Source organism: Halomonas sp. CSM-2 (assembly GCF_002119345.1).
GTDB lineage: Bacteria > Pseudomonadota > Gammaproteobacteria > Pseudomonadales > Halomonadaceae > Vreelandella > Vreelandella janggokensis.
Genome location: NZ_NBYR01000003.1, coordinates 192,808 through 210,646, shown reverse-complemented (window position 1 = coordinate 210,646; position 17,839 = coordinate 192,808). Strand labels below are relative to the sequence as shown.

General features: G+C 55.4%; 20 protein-coding genes and 1 pseudogene. 12 read left to right on the top strand and 9 right to left on the bottom strand.

The annotated features are described in order from the left end of the window. The 9 genes and pseudogenes from B7L15_RS19305 to B7L15_RS19515 all read left to right on the top strand — a co-directional run. Positions 1-131 (top strand): annotated as a pseudogene (locus B7L15_RS19305) (IS1595 family transposase); the annotation flags it as partial. Between the two features lie 126 nt (positions 132-257). Beyond that, positions 258-1,220, top strand: a complete 963-nt coding sequence (locus B7L15_RS03845) for an IS1595 family transposase (protein ID WP_139839344.1) — start codon at positions 258-260, stop codon at positions 1,218-1,220. A 186-nt stretch (positions 1,221-1,406) separates the two neighbouring features. After that, the gene (locus tag B7L15_RS03840; protein WP_085917694.1) at positions 1,407-1,805 is read left to right on the top strand and encodes a DUF5681 domain-containing protein; all 399 of its coding nucleotides are present in this window, start codon (positions 1,407-1,409) and stop codon (positions 1,803-1,805) included. Next, positions 1,798-1,968: a hypothetical protein gene (locus B7L15_RS19520; RefSeq protein ID WP_176243625.1), complete on the top strand. Its 171-nt coding sequence runs from the start codon at positions 1,798-1,800 to the stop codon at positions 1,966-1,968. Before B7L15_RS03840 ends, B7L15_RS19520 begins: the two co-directional genes overlap by 8 nt. Next, a complete protein-coding gene (locus B7L15_RS03835) occupies positions 1,965-2,192 on the top strand; it encodes a hypothetical protein (protein WP_085917693.1) in 228 nt (75 codons plus the stop codon). The genes B7L15_RS19520 and B7L15_RS03835 overlap by 4 nt, the downstream gene beginning before the upstream one ends. Beyond that, positions 2,171-2,518 carry a hypothetical protein gene (locus B7L15_RS03830; protein ID WP_085917692.1) on the top strand — a complete coding sequence of 116 codons (348 nt, stop codon included), beginning with the start codon at positions 2,171-2,173 and terminating at the stop codon, positions 2,516-2,518. Before B7L15_RS03835 ends, B7L15_RS03830 begins: the two co-directional genes overlap by 22 nt. Positions 2,519-2,604: 86 nt before the next feature. Further along, the gene (locus tag B7L15_RS03825) at positions 2,605-2,805 is read left to right on the top strand and encodes a hypothetical protein (RefSeq protein ID WP_139839343.1); all 201 of its coding nucleotides are present in this window, start codon (positions 2,605-2,607) and stop codon (positions 2,803-2,805) included. Next, positions 2,802-3,368 carry a hypothetical protein gene (locus B7L15_RS03820; protein ID WP_085917690.1) on the top strand — a complete coding sequence of 189 codons (567 nt, stop codon included), beginning with the start codon at positions 2,802-2,804 and terminating at the stop codon, positions 3,366-3,368. Before B7L15_RS03825 ends, B7L15_RS03820 begins: the two co-directional genes overlap by 4 nt. After that, positions 3,365-3,520: a hypothetical protein gene (locus B7L15_RS19515; RefSeq protein ID WP_176243624.1), complete on the top strand. Its 156-nt coding sequence runs from the start codon at positions 3,365-3,367 to the stop codon at positions 3,518-3,520. The genes B7L15_RS03820 and B7L15_RS19515 overlap by 4 nt, the downstream gene beginning before the upstream one ends. Before the next feature lie 636 nt (positions 3,521-4,156). Here the strand turns inward: B7L15_RS19515 and B7L15_RS03815 are convergent. Together B7L15_RS03815 and B7L15_RS03810 are read right to left on the bottom strand one after the other, a co-directional pair. Continuing rightward, complete coding sequence (locus B7L15_RS03815; protein ID WP_254902845.1) at positions 4,157-4,585, bottom strand: lysozyme inhibitor LprI family protein; 429 nt, start codon at positions 4,583-4,585, stop codon at positions 4,157-4,159. Between the two features lie 118 nt (positions 4,586-4,703). Next, a complete protein-coding gene (locus B7L15_RS03810; RefSeq protein WP_085917689.1) occupies positions 4,704-5,384 on the bottom strand; it encodes a metal-binding protein ZinT in 681 nt (226 codons plus the stop codon). Between the two features lie 188 nt (positions 5,385-5,572). Here B7L15_RS03810 and B7L15_RS03805 point away from each other — a divergent pair, with 188 nt between their 5' ends. Together B7L15_RS03805 and nhaD are read left to right on the top strand one after the other, a co-directional pair. Continuing rightward, complete coding sequence (locus tag B7L15_RS03805) at positions 5,573-6,538, top strand: calcium/sodium antiporter (RefSeq protein ID WP_085917688.1); 966 nt, start codon at positions 5,573-5,575, stop codon at positions 6,536-6,538. A 179-nt stretch (positions 6,539-6,717) separates the two neighbouring features. Next, on the top strand, positions 6,718-8,193 hold the full coding sequence (gene nhaD / locus B7L15_RS03800) for a sodium:proton antiporter NhaD (RefSeq protein ID WP_085917687.1): 1,476 nt from the start codon (positions 6,718-6,720) through the stop codon (positions 8,191-8,193). Positions 8,194-8,229: 36 nt separating this feature from the next. On the opposite strand, the gene B7L15_RS03795 is transcribed toward nhaD, so the two are convergent. The 5 genes from B7L15_RS03795 to B7L15_RS03775 form a co-directional block, all read right to left on the bottom strand. After that, positions 8,230-10,833: an EAL domain-containing protein gene (locus B7L15_RS03795; protein ID WP_254902844.1), complete on the bottom strand. Its 2,604-nt coding sequence runs from the start codon at positions 10,831-10,833 to the stop codon at positions 8,230-8,232. Positions 10,834-10,841: 8 nt separating this feature from the next. Next, entirely contained in the window at positions 10,842-11,513 is a 672-nt protein-coding gene (locus tag B7L15_RS03790) for a glutathione S-transferase (RefSeq protein WP_085917686.1), read from the bottom strand. A gap of 137 nt (positions 11,514-11,650) precedes the next feature. Then, positions 11,651-12,226 (bottom strand): antibiotic biosynthesis monooxygenase, encoded by a 576-nt coding sequence (locus tag B7L15_RS03785; protein ID WP_085917685.1) that lies wholly within the window; start codon positions 12,224-12,226, stop codon positions 11,651-11,653. A 141-nt stretch (positions 12,227-12,367) separates the two neighbouring features. Next, entirely contained in the window at positions 12,368-12,751 is a 384-nt protein-coding gene (locus B7L15_RS03780) for a hypothetical protein (protein ID WP_085917684.1), read from the bottom strand. Positions 12,752-12,757: 6 nt separating this feature from the next. Beyond that, the gene (locus B7L15_RS03775) at positions 12,758-12,985 is read right to left on the bottom strand and encodes a DUF2835 domain-containing protein (protein WP_085917683.1); all 228 of its coding nucleotides are present in this window, start codon (positions 12,983-12,985) and stop codon (positions 12,758-12,760) included. Between the two features lie 108 nt (positions 12,986-13,093). Here B7L15_RS03775 and B7L15_RS03770 point away from each other — a divergent pair, with 108 nt between their 5' ends. Then, complete coding sequence (locus B7L15_RS03770) at positions 13,094-13,741, top strand: putative metalloprotease CJM1_0395 family protein (RefSeq protein WP_085917682.1); 648 nt, start codon at positions 13,094-13,096, stop codon at positions 13,739-13,741. Positions 13,742-13,757: 16 nt separating this feature from the next. On the opposite strand, the gene B7L15_RS03765 is transcribed toward B7L15_RS03770, so the two are convergent. Next, entirely contained in the window at positions 13,758-15,563 is a 1,806-nt protein-coding gene (locus tag B7L15_RS03765) for a putative bifunctional diguanylate cyclase/phosphodiesterase (RefSeq protein WP_085917681.1), read from the bottom strand. Between the two features lie 225 nt (positions 15,564-15,788). Next, positions 15,789-17,723, bottom strand: a complete 1,935-nt coding sequence (locus B7L15_RS03760; RefSeq protein ID WP_085917680.1) for a methyl-accepting chemotaxis protein — start codon at positions 17,721-17,723, stop codon at positions 15,789-15,791. Positions 17,724-17,839: the final 116 nt, after the last annotated feature.

The following is a 17,839-nucleotide window of genomic DNA, read 5'->3' as shown; positions in this document are numbered from 1 at the left end:
TTCATGGGGTGGGGACCGCGTACTTACCCAATTACCTGGCATGGCGGCGGCTGTTTGAAACCGCGAAGCCAGCAGAGGAGGCGTGGTTTCGCGCAGCGATAGGCGCAGACCAACAACAGATACCAACATAGCCATGCAAAAACAGGTTTATACTGGACAAACACTGTATGAAAGAGGCTATGTTGGTATCTGCTGTTGGCGTGCTTCAAAAATACTGTATAAACTACTGTATATGCAGTTTGCCTCTGGAGCACACCATGAAGCAAGCAGACCTCATAGCCCTTGAGCAGACCCTGGCTTCTCTCCCTGTTGATCTCAAAAAATACCTTGCAGATCAGCTACTTGGTCAAATAAGCTCCCAAGCGGACACCCTGCTCGAAACCGTCAGACCTCACCTTCCATGCCCGCACTGTGGCAGTGAACACCCTGCCAAGTGGGGACGCAGCGGTGGCCTACAGCGATATCGGTGCCGGAATCCCGATTGTCACAAGACGTTCAACGCCCTGACAGGCACGCCTCTGGCCAAACTGCAGCACCGCGACAAATGGTTCGACTACCTACGTTGCATGCGAGACAGCCTGACGTTACGCGTCTCGGCGGCCCGAGTAGGCATCGATTTGAAAACGGCTTTCCACTGGCGACATCGCTTCCTGAAAAGGAGTGCTCAAGACAACGCCAACCCACTATCCGGCATCATCGAGGTAGACGAAACCGTCTTCCTAGAGTCCTGCAAAGGGAAGCGCAAGATCACTCACCGCAGACCTCGAAAGCGCGGCGGGCAAGGCAGTATGAAGAAAAAAGAACAAAAGATTCAAGTGCTTATTGCGAGAGACCGAAACGGAAAGATCAGTGATTTGGTGGAACCGGCGCTCCAGAAATCCACTGTTCATGAATTCCTTTTACCGATCATCGACCGTGACTCGATTTTATGTTCGGACGGGCACAGCTGGTATAGGACTTTCTCTGCCGACCACGGCATTGCTCATCATCGACTGATCACACTCGATAATCAGCGAGTGCTCGGCAAGGAATACCACATTCAGAACGTCAATAGCTATATGAGCCGATTGAAGGGCTGGATGGCGCGCTTTCATGGGGTGGGGACCGCGTACTTACCCAATTACCTGGCATGGCGGCGGCTGTTTGAAACCGCGAAGCCAGCAGAGGAGGCGTGGTTTCGCGCAGCGATAGGCGCAGACCAACAACAGATACCAACATAGCCTAATATAAACAGTATTGAGTAGAGAAAATGCCAAGACCCAAGGGAGCCAAGAACGCAAAGCCTAGCCGCCGCGAAGTAGCCAGCTATTACGCCATGCTTCGCAGCGCTGCCGATGGTGGCAACGTCCAAGCGGCTGCTGAGCTTATCCGCCTCAGTTGTTCAGAACAGTCGGGGAACAAGCGCCATGGCGTTTAAGAAGGGCCAAAGCGGCAACCCAACTGGACGCCCTAAAGGCAGACCAGACCAGCGGGCAAAGTGGCGAAAAGAGCTTGAGAAGCACGGCGCTGAGCTAGTGGCTAAAGCGGTAGAGCTTGCCCTGGCTGGTGATTCCCAAGCGCTAAAGCTGTGCATTGACCGCGCTATACCAGCTTACCGCCCTGCTGCTGAACCCGTCCGCTTCACGATGCAAGGCGAGACGTTGACCGACAAAGCCGAGTCGATCCTAGCCGCTGTCGCTACTGGCGAGCTAGACCCCCAGACGGGCAAGGCGCTTATTGATGCCATCGGTTCACTGGTGAAGGTATCGGAGATCGACGAAATAACCCGTCGCCTAGATGAATTGGAGGGCCGCGCCAATGCGTAACGCTGTGATGAAGCGCTTGGTGAAGCTAGAGAGCAGCCAGCATGACAACACGGTTAAAGCAATCAGCAACCTCATGGATGAACTGAGCGACATTGCCGCTGGTGGGGATGGTAAGGGCTATAGCGAACCCAGTCTTGAAAGCATTTTAGAGGTGGATCAATGAGCACCAACCTGAAACGTCGCCTTGAAGTATTGGAGCGGTTAGGCGGCAAGACTGGCAGTAGTGACCCGGCACGCATCCATGAAGTGATGGCGAACAGCGGCATTGAAACGCCGGAACCGCTACCCGGTGAAGACGCCCCCGCCTGGATGAAGCGAGTGCCTACCGCTTCGCTTGAAGCGCTAATGAACCTCAGAGGTGCCCTATGCCCAGCCGTGATGTTTTGAAGCGCCTGGCAGCATTAGAGGAGGCCAAGCTGCCGAGAGATGAGGCCATCAAGATCATTCGCCTTGTCATACCCCACCCCAAAACAGAAACGTTTGGCACCTCGCTGGATATGGCAGGCCGGAAGCTGTTTTTCCCTGGCGACACCGACGAAGGCAAGGACGTGTTATCGGCCATGTACTGGCTGGTTTATCCCGATGCTAGGCGGGTAATCCTGGCAACCGAAACCAACGAACCCGACGACGATGCAATCATCATTCCGCCGTGCCCACCCGATACCGACCTAGCCGAGTATGCCGCCCAACAAGTGCAGCGGCTCAAGGAGTAACCATGGCATTCAGAACCGACGACCCAAGCATAAGCATTGATACCCAAGCCCCGGCACCTAAGCCGAAACCGAAGGAGAGCAGCACCATGAAAACTCGCACTGATGAACAGGAGCGCGCACAAGCCCGCATCGACCACGACCGCATAAAGGATGCTCAGCGGCCTAAGACCAGCCGGGACGTACGCCAAGACACCATCGCCCGAGCCAAGCGCGGTGATGAGGTAGGCAAGGGAGCAGACGAAGCGCGCGCAAATATGATTAACCGCATGAAGGAGCAGGCCCAATGAAAACGCCAACCGAAATTGAACAGCGCCTAGCCGAGATCGAAGCCGAGCGCGGCGAACTGGCAGCTATCGACTTTGATGCGGAAATGCGCCAGGCGACTATCGACGGTGGCGACCTAGACGGTATCGAGCAACGTCAAGCGGATGCAGAGCGCAAAGAGCGACGTTTGCGTATCGAAGCGGAAGCCCTGGAGGATCATTTACCAGAAGCCCGCCGTATGGCCGCCAAGCCACAAATTGATGATGTCCATCGTCGTCTGGCTGAGCGCGAAGATCAGGCCCGCAAGGCAGCCGAGAAGGCGCGCAAGGCGGTGGCAGCCCTTCACCAAGCCATGGATGATTTTTCCCAGGCGAGCACCACCAGCGACCTGCGTAGTGAGCTGGGCACCATCGCTAAGGAGATCGACGCAAGCCTTGAGGGTATTGGCAGTATCAGTCACACCGTGTTGGCGGCTGATTTAGGCACACTGCAAGCCAAGCTAGGCCAGTGGGTTACGATCAGCACCACCAGGGCAGCGCGCGCCCACGGCGACCCGGCAACCATCGACGTGAGCAAAGCGGCATGAGCCACGGCAAAGAAAGCGAGCTGCAAGCAAGACGGCTCGCCCGCTATAAGCCTCACGCCTTCAGCGCAGGCAGTGCCAAGGATGGCACCCAACCAGCCAGCCAACGGCTTGAGCGATACCGCGAACGCCTGCAACGCGCCCTTAACGCATGAAACGGGGATCAGTCGGAGAGTGCCCCACCATGACGAAAACCCCGACAGCCTGCGCGTTTTATCCTCAACGGTGGCAGGCACTTTAAGCCCCGCCTGGCTTGTTCCATTTGAAATGGAGGAAGTGAAAGCCGGATTTCCGGCTTTTTGCGCGTTTCAAACGCGGAAGCCTGCGGTAATTACTACCTTTCAATAGCTTGCCCGACTTCTAATTGTGATTTTATCCCGCATTTAGATGTGAGCCTGCGTCACTTGTAGATGTGGCAAGCCTGACCATCCCAGACCGCCGTATTGGCGTTCTCGTTGATGCCGGACAATGGGTAACGCTATTGGGCTAGGTACCAAGGCGATTGAGAGAGGTAGCGTTTTGTGCGTTTCGCCCGCCTTAAAAAAGACTTGGAATTGCTGCTATTCAATTCCCGTTTTCTCCACGAAATCACCGTTGAAAGCGGCCTAGCAGCAAGCACCATGTATGCCCTGGTGTATGCCTAACTGGTAACTAGATATTAAAAACAATAAATAACAGCCACTTAAAATATCAGTTCAAACGTCGCCGCCCCACCACCTTACCATACAAATCAAGCACCTACGGGTGCTTTTTTTGTGTCTGTACGCCTTGCATCACATCAACACGTGTCATTAGCGTGGGCAGCTCAAGTCGCCTTCTTCGCAATGCGCATGCTCCCGTAGCCTCTCCGTGCGCCGCTTTGTCAGCGTGGCAAGGCATCCGTTACGGACCATGGGTTGTGCGCTGCCACCTTCTACGCCGCTGCTCTCGAGCGCGCATTCGGCATCGCGAAAGCTGATCCAGGCCCGCTGGGCTTCTCGCAGTTTTTCGAGCGTTGCTGGACTTGCCTCCAGTTTGCGGACAAGCGACTGATACGCGTCGTTAAGCTCATCATCGGCTGATTGATACGCCTGCGCAGAACATTCCGTTAGCGCTAACTGGGTGCTCGTGTTGTCGCACCCCGCATCTGCGGTTACCACACTACTCGAGGCCAAAAGCCCGACCCCCAGCAAGCGTGAAAATGAAGCCATTGCGATTGATAAAGGCCAATAGGGCGTCATGGGTCGACTCTTCACTGTTTTGTTTCACCCCATACAAGCAAAGCGCCGGCATTTCTGCCAGCGCTTTTTCACAATGCCGAACCTGTCAGAAGGCAGAGGACCGTCTTGACCACCGACATCAGTGCGCCAGCATTTCATCGACGATCTCATCACCATCCAGCGCCGAAGGATAGTACGTCGGCCAATTAGTGACCTCTTCCAGCAGCGCTTCGCGATCGTCGCCCCAGTAGAGGTGGAAATGGGACGCATCGGTGGGATAGATGCTGTGATCGCTAAACTGGATATGTTGCGGCAGGTCATCAGATGCCTCTTCAAGCTCGAAGATAAAGCGGACACCCCGGTTGCCGGCCTCGTAGGTCAATATCTCATAGCCATCATATTGATATTCTCCCGTACGCTGCTCTCCGTCCTCATGGAAAGTGACGTTTTGCCCGTCGATCACGATACGGTTCACGTCCGTTTGATACCCCGTCTCATAATACGCCTTGTACTCTTCAGCCGTTTTATCGCCTTCCGAGGCTTTATAGGCAAATACCTCGTCCAACGTACCGTCTTCCAGGTATGGGTAGACGGACTGCCAGTCACCCTCCCAGTCTGAAAGAGGGCGATCCTTTACTTGCTCGTCGTCAAAGTAGCCTGCATAGATATCGCTGTCATGGCTGTGGTCGTGGTCGTGGTCGTGAGCATGGTCATGATCGTGCGAATGGTCATGGTCATTGGCCTGCACACTTTGAACACCCGTAATCAGCCAAGCACTTAGCGCAACGGCACTCGCTTTTTGACGATATGTCATCAACATGTCGATATATTTCCTCTGCAAAATCACAAGACTGGAATGTCGAAACAAAAGATAAGTTATAACATAACAAACGTCAATGAACCGTACGACCTTGTCGCCCTCAAAAATGCTAGGCGGAAACCGATACTCTCCGCTATGTTATGCCAACGCCTGATGCTTGCGGGCCAACACCGAAGGGAAAACGCAACATGCTACATGCTTTAAGCTTATTGGTGGGTATAGGCTTTTTGACCCTGGGCGGAGAAGCCTTGATACGCGGTGCCGTGGCAGGCGCGCGACGAGTAGGCGTCTCTCCCCTTTTGACCGGGTTGGTGGTCGTGGGGTTTGGCACCTCAGCTCCCGAGTTGGTAGTATCGATAAACGCGGCCATCAACCAACAGCCCGATATTGCCGTGGGCAATATCGTCGGCAGCAATATCGGTAATATCTTATTGATTCTGGGTTTATGTGCTGTCATTTGCCCGATGACCGTTCAACCCAAGGCGCTTAGCCGAGACGGGGTCGTAATGGTCGCGGCGAGCGTGTTGTTTATTGGCTTGGCGTGGGGGGGTGCCCTGGGACGCTTTGATGCCGCCCTTTTCCTGGCTGGATTGATCAGCTATCTCGTTTGGGCATACCTCAGCGAACGACAGCAGACAATTCCTGCTGCCCAGATGCACGCCTCAGAAGCGGATGAGCTGAACGCACTGCCCAGAACGTCTTTAGGGATTATCATTGCACTGATGCTGGGTCTTGGCTTACTGATCGGCGGTTCCCAGTTATTACTCTATGGTGCGATTGGGCTGGCCAACGCCATGGGCATTTCAGAAGCGGTGATTGGCTTGACCATTGTGGCCGTAGGCACATCGCTACCGGAAATGGCCGTGTCGGTTATCGCCGCTTTACGGCGTCATGCCGATGTTGCCGTAGGCAACATTCTGGGCAGCAATATCTTTAATATTCTCGGTATTTTAGGTATTTCGGCGTTTTTACAACCTCTGCCCATCGCAGCACGCGTGACCATGTTCGATCAGTGGGTGATGCTGGGCGCTGCGGGCTTATTGGTGTTTTTTCTGTATACCGGTATGCGGCTATCGCGTCTTGAGGGTGCTTTATTATTAGCAGGCTACATTATATATTTGGCTTTAAGCTTTACAATAATCAATGCTGTCTAATAAGCAAGATTCACCAAATGACCATTACCTAAAAGGTTAATTTGCTAAAAAATGATCTTTAACGGTTAAGCACCGTAATATTCATTCGCTTTTATTACATATTGCAATGCAGTACAGGCTGATAGACTAACGCGGCTTACAAATCCTCCTATAATCCTAATGAAAGGAAACGCGTCGTCATGCCTTTTTTTCGCCCCTCCTGCCAGCCACGATTCGATCGTCGCTGGCTTTTTTTGTTGGCAGCCCTGCTGCTGGTTTTTAGCCCCGCCGTTCTAGCCGTTACGGGTGAGCTGGACCTGACACAATCGGTGGTCGGTTTTTTTGCATTGGGTATTTTTGTCCTGGCCTATGCATTGGTCATGGCAGAAGAAAAGATACACATGCGCAAGTCCAAACCCGTGCTGGTCGCCGCCGGTATTATCTGGAGCCTCATCGGCTGGGTGTATGTCCAAAACGGCATGTCGGAGGCATCTGAGCACGCCTTCCGCGTGACGCTCTTGGAGTTCACCGAGCTGATGCTGTTCTTGCTGGTGGCCATGACGTATATCAACGCCCTGGAAGAACGCCGGGTATTTGATGCGCTACGTTCCTGGATGCTGCGCAAAGGGTTCAATTACCGTTCGCTCTTCTGGTTAACGGGTGGACTTGCCTTCATTCTATCGCCGATTGCCGACAACCTGACCACGGCCCTGCTGATGTGTGCGGTGGTTACCAAAGTCGCCGAGGGTGATAAGCGCTTTATCAACGTTGCGTGTATCAATATCGTGGTGGCCGCCAACGCGGGGGGTGCCTTCAGTCCTTTCGGTGATATTACGACGCTGATGGTCTGGCAAGCGGGTATTGTGCCGTTCCAGGACTTCTTTATTCTGTTCGTTCCGGCGCTGGTCAATTTCCTGATTCCTGCCGTGATCATGAGTTTTTTCATTCCCAACAAGAAGCCGGAAAGCGTACAAGAAGACGTCTGGATGAAGCGCGGTGCCCGGCGCATTGTGGCGCTTTTCTTACTGACGATCACCACCGCCGTACTTTGCCATACGCTACTGCACCTGCCCCCGGTGCTGGGCATGATGACGGGTCTCGGCTATCTGCAGTTCTTTGGCTATTACCTGCGCCGCAGCCTGCCGCGCTCATTGGAGCGAAAGCGCGAGCGCTACAGCCGTCGTGGCGACAACAAGAAGCTGGAGCAGCTAGGTAGCGTCGTGCCGTTCGATGTCTTCAACCGGGTGGCGCGCGCCGAGTGGGATACGCTGCTGTTTTTCTACGGCGTGGTGATGTGTGTTGGCGGGCTGGGCTTTATGGGCTACCTCGGCTTGCTCTCGGAAGCGCTATATCTCGGCTGGAACCCCACAGCGGCCAATATTGTGCTCGGCATCGTCTCCGCCGTGGTCGATAATATTCCCGTGATGTTTGCCGTCCTGACCATGGAACCCGATATGTCACATGGGCACTGGTTGCTCATCACCCTCACCGCCGGGGTCGGCGGCAGCTTGTTATCGATTGGTTCCGCGGCAGGTGTGGCGGTCATGGGCCAGGCACGTGGCGCCTATACCTTCCTGGGCCACTTGAAGTGGTCGCCGGTCATTCTGCTGGGTTACGCTGCCAGTATCCTGGTTCATATGTGGCTGAATGCGGAGAGCTTTGCCTTGTTTGGCTAGCCCTACCAGGCGTTTTTGATTCATGCCCTGCCGCTCTTAGCGGCGGGGCTTTTTTTCATCAAACAGGTCATCAATGGGCTTGGGATGATCCAGCAAATAGCCTTGATAGCGATAGCAGCCATGGCCTTTTAACCAATCCAACTGGGCCTGGGTTTCCACGCCTTCGGCCACTACCACCAACCCCAAGCTGACAGCCAGAAGAATGATCGTATCGACAATCGCGGCGTCGGCCTTATCCGTCAGCAACTCACGGATAAACGATTGATCGATCTTGAGCTCATCGAGAGGCAGCCGCTTTAGATAGCTAAGGGACGAATACCCAGTACCAAAATCATCCAAGGCAAAGCGAACGCCCTGTTCTCGCAACTTGAGCATGGTGTGACGCACACGGGTCGGCTCGCGCATCAGTAGACTTTCGGTGACTTCCAACACCAATCGATTAGCAGGTGCTTGCGTCTGCTTGAGGCGATTTTCCACGAGATTGATAAAGTCGGGCTGCTGGAACTGAACCGAACTGACGTTGACCGAAATCGTCAGCGGTGCGTAGGCGGTTTGCCGCGACCACCGGGCAAGTTGCTGGCAAGCCTGGGTCAACACCCAGTCGCCAATCGGAATAATCAGGCCGCTTTCTTCAGCTAGCGGAATGAATTCGGCGGGCGAAACCCAGCCACGTGTCGGGTGATACCAGCGGAGTAACGCTTCGACGCCGGTCGTGACGCCCTTGTGGTTCACCTGAATCTGGTAATGCAGCTTTAGCTCATGGCGAGCCAGGGCATGGTGGAGATCGGCTTCCAGGTTCGCCCGCTCCAGCACGCTGGCCTGCATATCGGGGTTGAAAAAGCGCAGCGTATTGCCGCCCGACGCCTTGGCCTGCTGAAGCGCCATGTCCGCCTGCTGAAGGACGGCATCAAGCGAACTCGATTCGCCGCTAAAAAGTGCCAACCCTACGCTTGCGCTAATGGGCAATGAGCGGCTATTGCGTAATTCGTGAACTTTCATCATCAGCTGTCGCGCGATGCGCTCGGCCTTTGCGGCAGCCTCCTCCTGCTGGGGGTCCAACTGGTTGACCAGCACCACGAATTCATCACTACTGAAGCGCGCCAAAATGGCATCTTTTTCCAACGCCTGGCGGAGTTGTTCAGCCACATTGATCAACAGCTGGTCGCCGCTGGCGTGCCCTTGCAGATCGTTGACCAACCGGAAATTATCGAGGTCAACGACCATCAGCACACCGAACTGCTTGCTCTGCCCGTCTTCCTCTATGGTAGTGGCCAGGGACTCCATCAGCAGACGTCGGTTAGGCAGGCCCGTCAAGGCATCGTAATACGCCAGATAATGCGTATGGGACTGCATCTCCAGATACTCGGTCAATTCGGTCGAGATCCCACACAAGGAAGGTGGCTTACCCGGCGTTAACGTCAGCGGCATCTTGATCGACAAGAAGGTTCTTACCCGGTCGTCGTGCCTGAGGACATTGCTTTCTTCCAAGGTGACTTTTTCACCCGACGCCAATACGCGGCGGTCCACCTGGACAATTTCGGCAGCCGTCGCAGGGTCAAAAAAAACGTCGTCGCGCTGCCCTATCACTGCCTCTGCGGGACGACCAAAAAGCTCGCAAATGCGATGATTGACATACTGGTATGTCAGGTCAGGCGATTTGATGTAGATATACGCATCCACGGTATCCAGAATCGTGCTCAGCATGGCCTCATTGGTTGCCAGCCGTACCCGCTGCCTTGCCACACGCCGTTTCAGTAAAAGGTTCACCAGCAGCGCCACGACCAGTGACCCAATCAATGCTGCCACTCCCCAGCTCAGCCACTTGGAGGTCTCGGGTGGACTGGGTGCTCCCGCCTGCCAGGCTTGAAGCGTGGCATAATAAAACGAATCTGTATCCGCTTTCCAACGCATCAGATAGTCATCAAGGCGCTCAATTACCGTTTGGGGAAGCGATGGTGACGCTGCAAAATAAAGCTGGACGGGCTGAAACATCAATGGGGTATCAACAAGTCCAGCCTCAGCCGCGCGCCACTCGCCAAACTGACGATTCGCTGCAGCGGCGTCAGCCTCACCGCTGGCAACCTTTGCAAAGCCTTCTTCAAAATTCGGAACGTTGATCCAGTCAACCGGTATATCAAAGCGTTGGGTAAGCGCTAATAGATGGTCTTGTTGAATTGACCCATCGACCACCGTCACGCGCTGTTCGGCTAAATCCACCACCGCCTCTATCGATAGCCCTTCCCGCTGGTAAATTTGTGACCAGCTGTGCAGTGCGGGTTCGCTATGAAAACTGAATCGTTCGGCCCTTGCCTCGCTCCATGCCACATCGGGTAACAGATCGATATCACCGCGTTCAAGAAGCGACAGGCAACGTTGCCATTCACAAGCAATCGGCTCGACCTGCCAGGCTTCACGCTCGGCAATGGCCGATAGCAGATCGCCAAAAATACCATCCAGGTCCTGCTGGTCATTCAGAAACAGTTTAGGCGGGTTGTGATAAACACCGACACGCAGAGACTCATCTGCCATTAGCGCAGAGGTTATCAGCAAGCTGCTAAGCGCGAGGACCGCTCGGCCGATGCAATAATCTCGTAACAGGCTCACGTTGGGGCCTAACCGGGTTGCCGTCAACGTTACCATGATGTTGCTTACGCCCCGGGCATGGTGAGCGGGCCTGCGCGCTCAACAACACGCTGCCAGGCTGAGTCAGCTTCAACGCGCTCGACGAAGCGTGCAATTGCCGGGTACGTCGACAAGGAATGTGTTGCTGCTACCGCCTGAAGGGGGAAGCTCATCTGCACATCCGCCCCACTCGGCCACGGGCTTGCAAAATGCTCGTGTGACGCCAGGTAGTCATCAATAAAGCGCAGGTGCTGATTGATTTGCGGATGCAAGAAAGTGCGGTTAACCGTCTGAGTAATGCCATTGGCGACCGGCTTGACCAACCATGGCGCGCGCTTGGGAAGTTGTCCGAACACCAATTGCATGACCAGCAGTGGCATCAAGGAGCCTTCTGCATAGTGCAACCAGTAACGATAATCGACCCAGTCATTGGCATTATCGCTATTGGGCTGGCAGCGGCCGTTGCCATAGCGCTGTAATAGATAATCGATGATCGCACCGGACTCGGCAACCGTCAGCTCACCGTCTGTGATCACCGGCGACTTACCCAGCGGATGTACTTCCTTGAGCGATGCGGGGGCCTGCTGAGTGGAAGCGTCACGTTGATAAACGATGATCTCGTAGTCCAACCCAAGCGTTTCGAGGAGCCACAAAATGCGGTGTGAGCGGGACTTTTCCAGATGGTGAACGTGGATCATAGTCACTCCATGGGCAATTGAGCACGCCAGCCATGAACTGGCGCCCGTCTTCCTTTCACTGTGCCCATTCAGCATAGCAGCGTTGGCCGCGTAGAAGAAAACCTCTCCATGACTCGGCAGCCAACGCTAACGTTAACTTAGGTAGTTCGTTCAGAAAGGCGCCGCAGGAGAACGTCCAATGGTGACACCTTACCTTCAAGCCAAGGCGCCAATAACCGCATCGAGAGTGGAATAAATACGAACACCATGATCGGCGTCAGCATCAGCGTGCTGACCATAACCCGTGGAAACATCGGCCAACTGGCGAACGTACTACCGAATAGCCAATGGAAAAGCAGCGACACAGGAAAAAAGGCGAGCCACACGGCCACGGCCTGCTTCCAGCGGGGCGGCGCTGGCGAGTTTGCCTGGAACCAGGCATCGAGACCAACAGCGCGATGCTCATGCGGGGCATCAAACAGGCCCTGGCCACGGGCCAGCCAGGCACGCCGGGAAGCCGAATGTTCCCAGGCAGCCAGTGTCTCGGCACTGCTGAAACGAAATATAATCTGATATTCATCATCGTCGGCGGGCGGTGCCAACACCCCGGACCCCAGATAACCGGGGAAGTCCGCGGCCAGATGGCGGCCTTCATTCAACCAGCGGGTGAAATGCGGATAACGCTCTTTGGCGACGCGACGCGCCACCATCAAGGTGACTGGTGAGGCAGACATGGTATATCTCCTGATAGCTCAGCAGCCGTCGCCGGATAGGCAGGCTGCCAACGTTCCCGGCGGGTAAGCCAGGACGTTCATTGAAGCGATCATTATAGCCTAGTCTGTGGCCTTTTGGTGGCCAGGACCCGCGGGGCGAACTTAACGGCTCGCCAGAGGGTGACGGCGTTCACCCCGCTGATACGCCCGCACATGCTGATAAATGTCAATGGCACTGCGCAACGCCTGTGCTTCATTGCGGTCAAGCTTCACCATCGAAGCTCCTTCACGGCCGTCGGTGCTAACCAGAGCCGCTACGTCCTCGCGGTGGCGCGTCAACACATGTTCAAGGTGCATGCGCACAAGACGGACTTCCAGACGGAAAGCGTCCTGCTGTTCTTTGCGCCGCATAATCTCCAATGGATCAGTGGCGGCCTCCATGATGCTTTCCAGGGTATTGTTGACCAGCTTTTCGGCCATATTGAGGTTGGGAACCACCTCGTAGACGACCTCATGTAGTGACACGTCAGATTTAGTATCGGGCATATGAACTCAACAGATACCAAGCGGATGAATACTGATAAATCGGCCTGTCTCAGAAAACTTTAGTCGATAGTGACCGTAAACGCCGTCGTGGGTCATGACACGACGCAGCGCTTCTGCCGGGAACACCACCCGTCGGCCGTCAAGGCTGTACGTATAGACCTGGGCTATGCGCCCCTCGTAGTGCGCCAGGCACGCCTCATAGGAGAGGTTAATCACCACATCAATCGTCTGCATCGCCTGTTTTCCTCGCCTCTGAGGCTCACTCGTCCAACGTTAACTTGCACGACCGACCTGCCTCACCGATACTTTACGATACTTCTTTATTTTCATGGAGCGCTTGCCATGACAATCGCCGTGCTGGGAGCTGCCTCTCTGTCCGCTTGGGCATCACCCACGTTTAATGCAGGTTCGGCCAAGGTCACAACGGCTGAGCCCAAAGCGGCTAACGCGTCATCTGCAGAGCCGGAAGCCTCATCCGACGAAGTCTCATCCGACAATGCGACCCGCGGCGAGTCTGCGGGCCCAAAGCGCGCCGACGGTACGCCGATGGCCCCAGAAGAAATTGAACAGTTGGAGCAGCTCAAGCAGACCGACCGTGAAGTCAGGCAACACGAGATGGCTCACCAGACGGTTGGCGGTGCTTATGCGGGCGGGGCAAGCTACGATTACGAGGTAGGCCCTGACGGCCAGCGCTACGCTGTTGCTGGCGAGGTATCGATCAATTACGGCCCGGTGCCCAACGACCCCAAGGCCACCATCGAGAAAATGCAAACCGTGATTGCCGCCGCGCTGGCTCCCGCCGATCCTTCGCCAAAGGATTATCAGGTCGCCGCCCAGGCCAGGCAATACCTGCTTGAAGCCAAGCTTGAAGCGGCCATGCAGACAAGCGAAATGGCCCAGGCACGCGCCAGCGCCGAAGGTAAATCACCGACCAGCGATGCAATGACTGACAGTGCACTGAACCCCAGTAATGCGCCAAGCGCCGCTTAAGCCCTACGCCTGACTGTTAATGTATCTTTCCAAGCGCGTTCCAATCGGCTCGTCTCGGCCACGCGGCTAGCCATTGTGGCAGTTCATTAGCAGGCATGGGGCGTGCGATACCGTAACCTTGTGCCAACTCACAGCCCAGGGCGATCAGCGCTTTTGCATGCCCCAGCGTCTCGACCCCTTCCGCCAGCATCGGCCGCTGAAAGCGATTTGCCATATAGATCACGCTTTCCACAATCGCCATGTCGTCCGCATCGCTTAACATATCGCGGACAAAGCTCTGGTCGATCTTGATCAGGTTCACCGGCAGTTGGCGCAAGTGGGTTAGTGATGAGAAGCCGGTACCAAAATCATCAATCGCAAAGTTGACCCCCAAGGCCTGGCATTTCGCCATGGTGTTCAACGCCGCTTGAATGTCATGCATCGCCGCGCTTTCCAGCACTTCGAGCTTGAGCATGGCCGGTGGCACACTGGGGTAACACGCTAACAACTCACCAAGGCGCTGGCTGAAGTTGTCCAGAAGCAAGTGCGAGGGGCTGATATTGACGTTGACGGGCAGCGAAATTCCCGCCGCTTTCCACTTGACCAGTTGTCGCATCGCCTCTTTCAACACCCACTCACCCAGGTCAACCTCAAGCGGCGTCGCCTCAATAGTGGGCAGAAACTGGCTGGGTGCCAGCAGTCCTCTTTCGGGGTGCTGCCATCGAATCAGGGCTTCCACCCCCACGACCTGCCCGGAACGCATATCGACTTGCGGCTGGTAATAAAGCCGCAGCTCATCGTTTGCCAATGCGTCCACAAAGCGCTGGCGTTGCTCGTGGCGGACCTGCAGCAGACGGTCATGGTTCGGATCAAAGACATGGAAGTTATCACGCCCCCGCTGCTTGGCCCGGTACATCGCCTGATGGGCATGGCGTAACAAGCCATCGCCCTGCGCCGGGTCATTAGGATAAAACGTCACCCCCAGACTGACCGTCAGGTGGACCGTATGTCCTTCAATGAAAAGCGGTCTCCGAATGGAGGCCAGCAGCTTTTCGAGGAATACGTCGTCCACACCATGATGGAGCAGCAGCACAAACTCATCACCGCCTACCCGAGCCAGCACATCGTCGCCAAACAGCAGATGACTGATACGCTGCGCAAAGCTCGAGAGCAGCGCGTCGCCCACGCTGGAGCCAAGACGGTCGTTGATGGCTTTAAAAAGGTCGATATCCAGGGAACATACCGCCAGCGACTGCTGCTTGTTTTCAGCGTGCTGTATGGATTCCTGGATAAGCTGTGTCAGCAGTTGCAGGTTGGGCAGTCCCGTCAATGCATCAAAGTACACTTCCCGGTTAAGATGCCGCGCATGGGCAGGAATCGCGGATAGATCCGCCAGTACGATCACATGGTGATCAACGTTACCCTCGGCGTCGCGCACCCGATTGATCGACATCATGCCGGGATAAAACTGACCGTCGTGGCTACAGTAACTCACCTGACTTTTACTACGATCACGAAGATGAAGCTCTTCACGCATCAACCGGGTGGTGCGGCTATCGTCCAACGGCAGAATACTGAATGCCTCGGGCGTCTTGCCCTCCACAGCGTCCAGCATGCAGCCGGTTAGTTCACTGAAGGCCGGATTGACATCGATCACACGGTTTTCTGCGTCGGTTATAATGATGGCCTCGTTGGCATGCAGGAAAGCCGCTTGGGCGGGTCCTAGGGCGGGCAGGCGAGTAGCGTCCGAGTCGTCGGGCTCATCGGCTTCGCCTGGGGATAGCGATAAAGCATGGGAATGAGGCAAAGACTGCGCCTTTGGCGTCGTGAAAGACTGGCTCATACGTCCCAGCGCTCCTCAATTTATAATAGTCGTCAATGTATTTTTAGCTGCGTCAGAGGCCTCCCCATACACAGCAGGTTCATTATATCATCACCTACTGTTAAACCCTGCGCGACACGACAATCGTCGCTAATCAACGCATTACAAAACGCCAGGCACTGTCCTTCAGTCACAGTTCATATCAAGAGGGCGCTCCAGTGAGCGCCCTCTATGGTTTATATCGGCCTAACTAAGCATAACTTGATGGCTGTCGCGCACCTGATACGTATTCATTCTTCGGGTCATATCATCAGCCTGCTCATCCAGCGAACGACTGGCCGCCGCGACTTCTTCCACCAAGGAAGCATTTTGCTGAGTGACGTCCTCCAGTTGAACCATGGCCCGATTAATTTCCTCAATGCCCGATGATTGCTCATGGGTCGCCGAGGCCATCTCATCCATCAAGCCCGCCATCTGCTTAACGCGCTGGGCGATACGTTCCAGCGTATTGTTGGTTGATGTTACCAGGGTTTCGCCCTCGGCAATCTTGTTCACGTTGTTATCGACCAGTTGACGAATCTGGCTCGCTTCGTCAGCGCTCCGGCTGGCCAGCTTGCGTACTTCATCGGCCACCACCGCGAAACCACGCCCATGTTCACCCGCTCGCGCGGCCTCAACCGAGGCATTCAGCGCCAGCAAGTTGGTCTGGAAAGCAATATTGTCAATCGTCGCGACAATGCTGGTGACTTGTTCATTGGCTTGCTGAATGAGCTGCATGGCTTGCTGGGCTTGCGACGCCACATGAGTCGCCTCTTTGGCTTCCTCGGCCACTTCGCCAGTCATCTTCTGAGCCTGTTGGGCGTTGTCAGAGCTCTGGCGGACCGTCGCTGTGATCTGCTCCATACTCGACGCGGTCTGTACCAGCGAAGCAGACTGCTCTTCCGTCCGCTGAGCAAGGTCCTGGTTTCCTTGCGCGATCTGATTGCTGGCCACCGCCACCGACTGTGCGTTGTGTTTGATCTCAGCCACCAGGTTCTCAGTTACCGCCGACGATTCATTGAAGGCGCGATACAGCTGCGATAATTCATCGCTACCCGGCACTTTCAAACGCTGGGTCAGATCGTTACCGCGCGTCTCAATGCTGGACAGTGCCAGATGCAGCGGTTGCGTAATTGCCCGTACAATCAATGCGGCAACGCCTATCGCCACCAAACTGGCCACCAGCGCAATCCCCACATATTGCCAGAGCGCCTGCTGAGCTTCCTGACGCAATGCGGCTGTTTGAGTCACTATCGAATCCGCCACCTGGTCTTCTAATGCCTTCAAACGGCCGATCTTCACTGTCTGCCATTCGAACCATTCCTCTGGGTCCACGCCGTAGCCGCCCTCGCTGGCTTGGCTGATGGCAAGTTCGCGCCGCTCCAGAAGCCGCTCGATCTCCGCACCGCTTAGCGCTTGAGCAAGCTGTTCGCGACTTGCTTCACTGGTCAGGACCCGAAAGCTATCCAAAAAGGCCTGTTCCTCGCCGAGCAGCGATAAAAAGCGTCGCAACATCTCGGCTGACATGCCATCCGCAGCAAACGCATTCGACAGCAGCGCCCGTTCGATACCGGCCAGATCCTTGGCTTCCAATAGCTGATAATAAGCGCTCAGTTGGCGGGTGATATCACCTTCCTGAGTGAGATGCGCCAACGTGCCTACAAACGCCATCAGTTGGCCGTTAATGCCGGTATAGTGACCAAGCGCCTCCCCCATCGTCACCTCCAGGTCATCAACGCGATCGCGAAGCGCCGGCTGGCGTTGCCAACGTTCATCAATCTCGCGCAGTTGCTGCTGGACGGAGGGCGTCAGCTGCGATTGATCCAGGGAAGCCCGCTCGTTATGAAACGCCTCGGCGGCCTCATCGGTGTTGGGTCGCTGCTGGCGAAGCCGGTTGCCAAACGCGTCACCCTCGCTGCCTAAAAATCCAGCCGTCATCCCACGCTCTAACTGCATCTGATGAACAACATCACCGGCACGCTGAGCAAGCTCAGTCATTGCATGGAGGCGGTCAAACTCCTGCAGCGAAGTACGACGTTCCATGATCCCCTGAATGGCAAACCAGGCCAACGCGAGCAACGGCAATAGCAACACGCTGGCGAATTTGAGCCGCATCGGCATGCGGTTAACGATAGTTTTCATTGCTTAACCTCAAACTGATAGCGTCGTTAGTGAGGTAAGCGGCATGCTCACGTTATTGTTATCGGGTCGAGTAACCCTTTCATCTGAGTGTGCCGCATTATGTCACGTAATTAAAT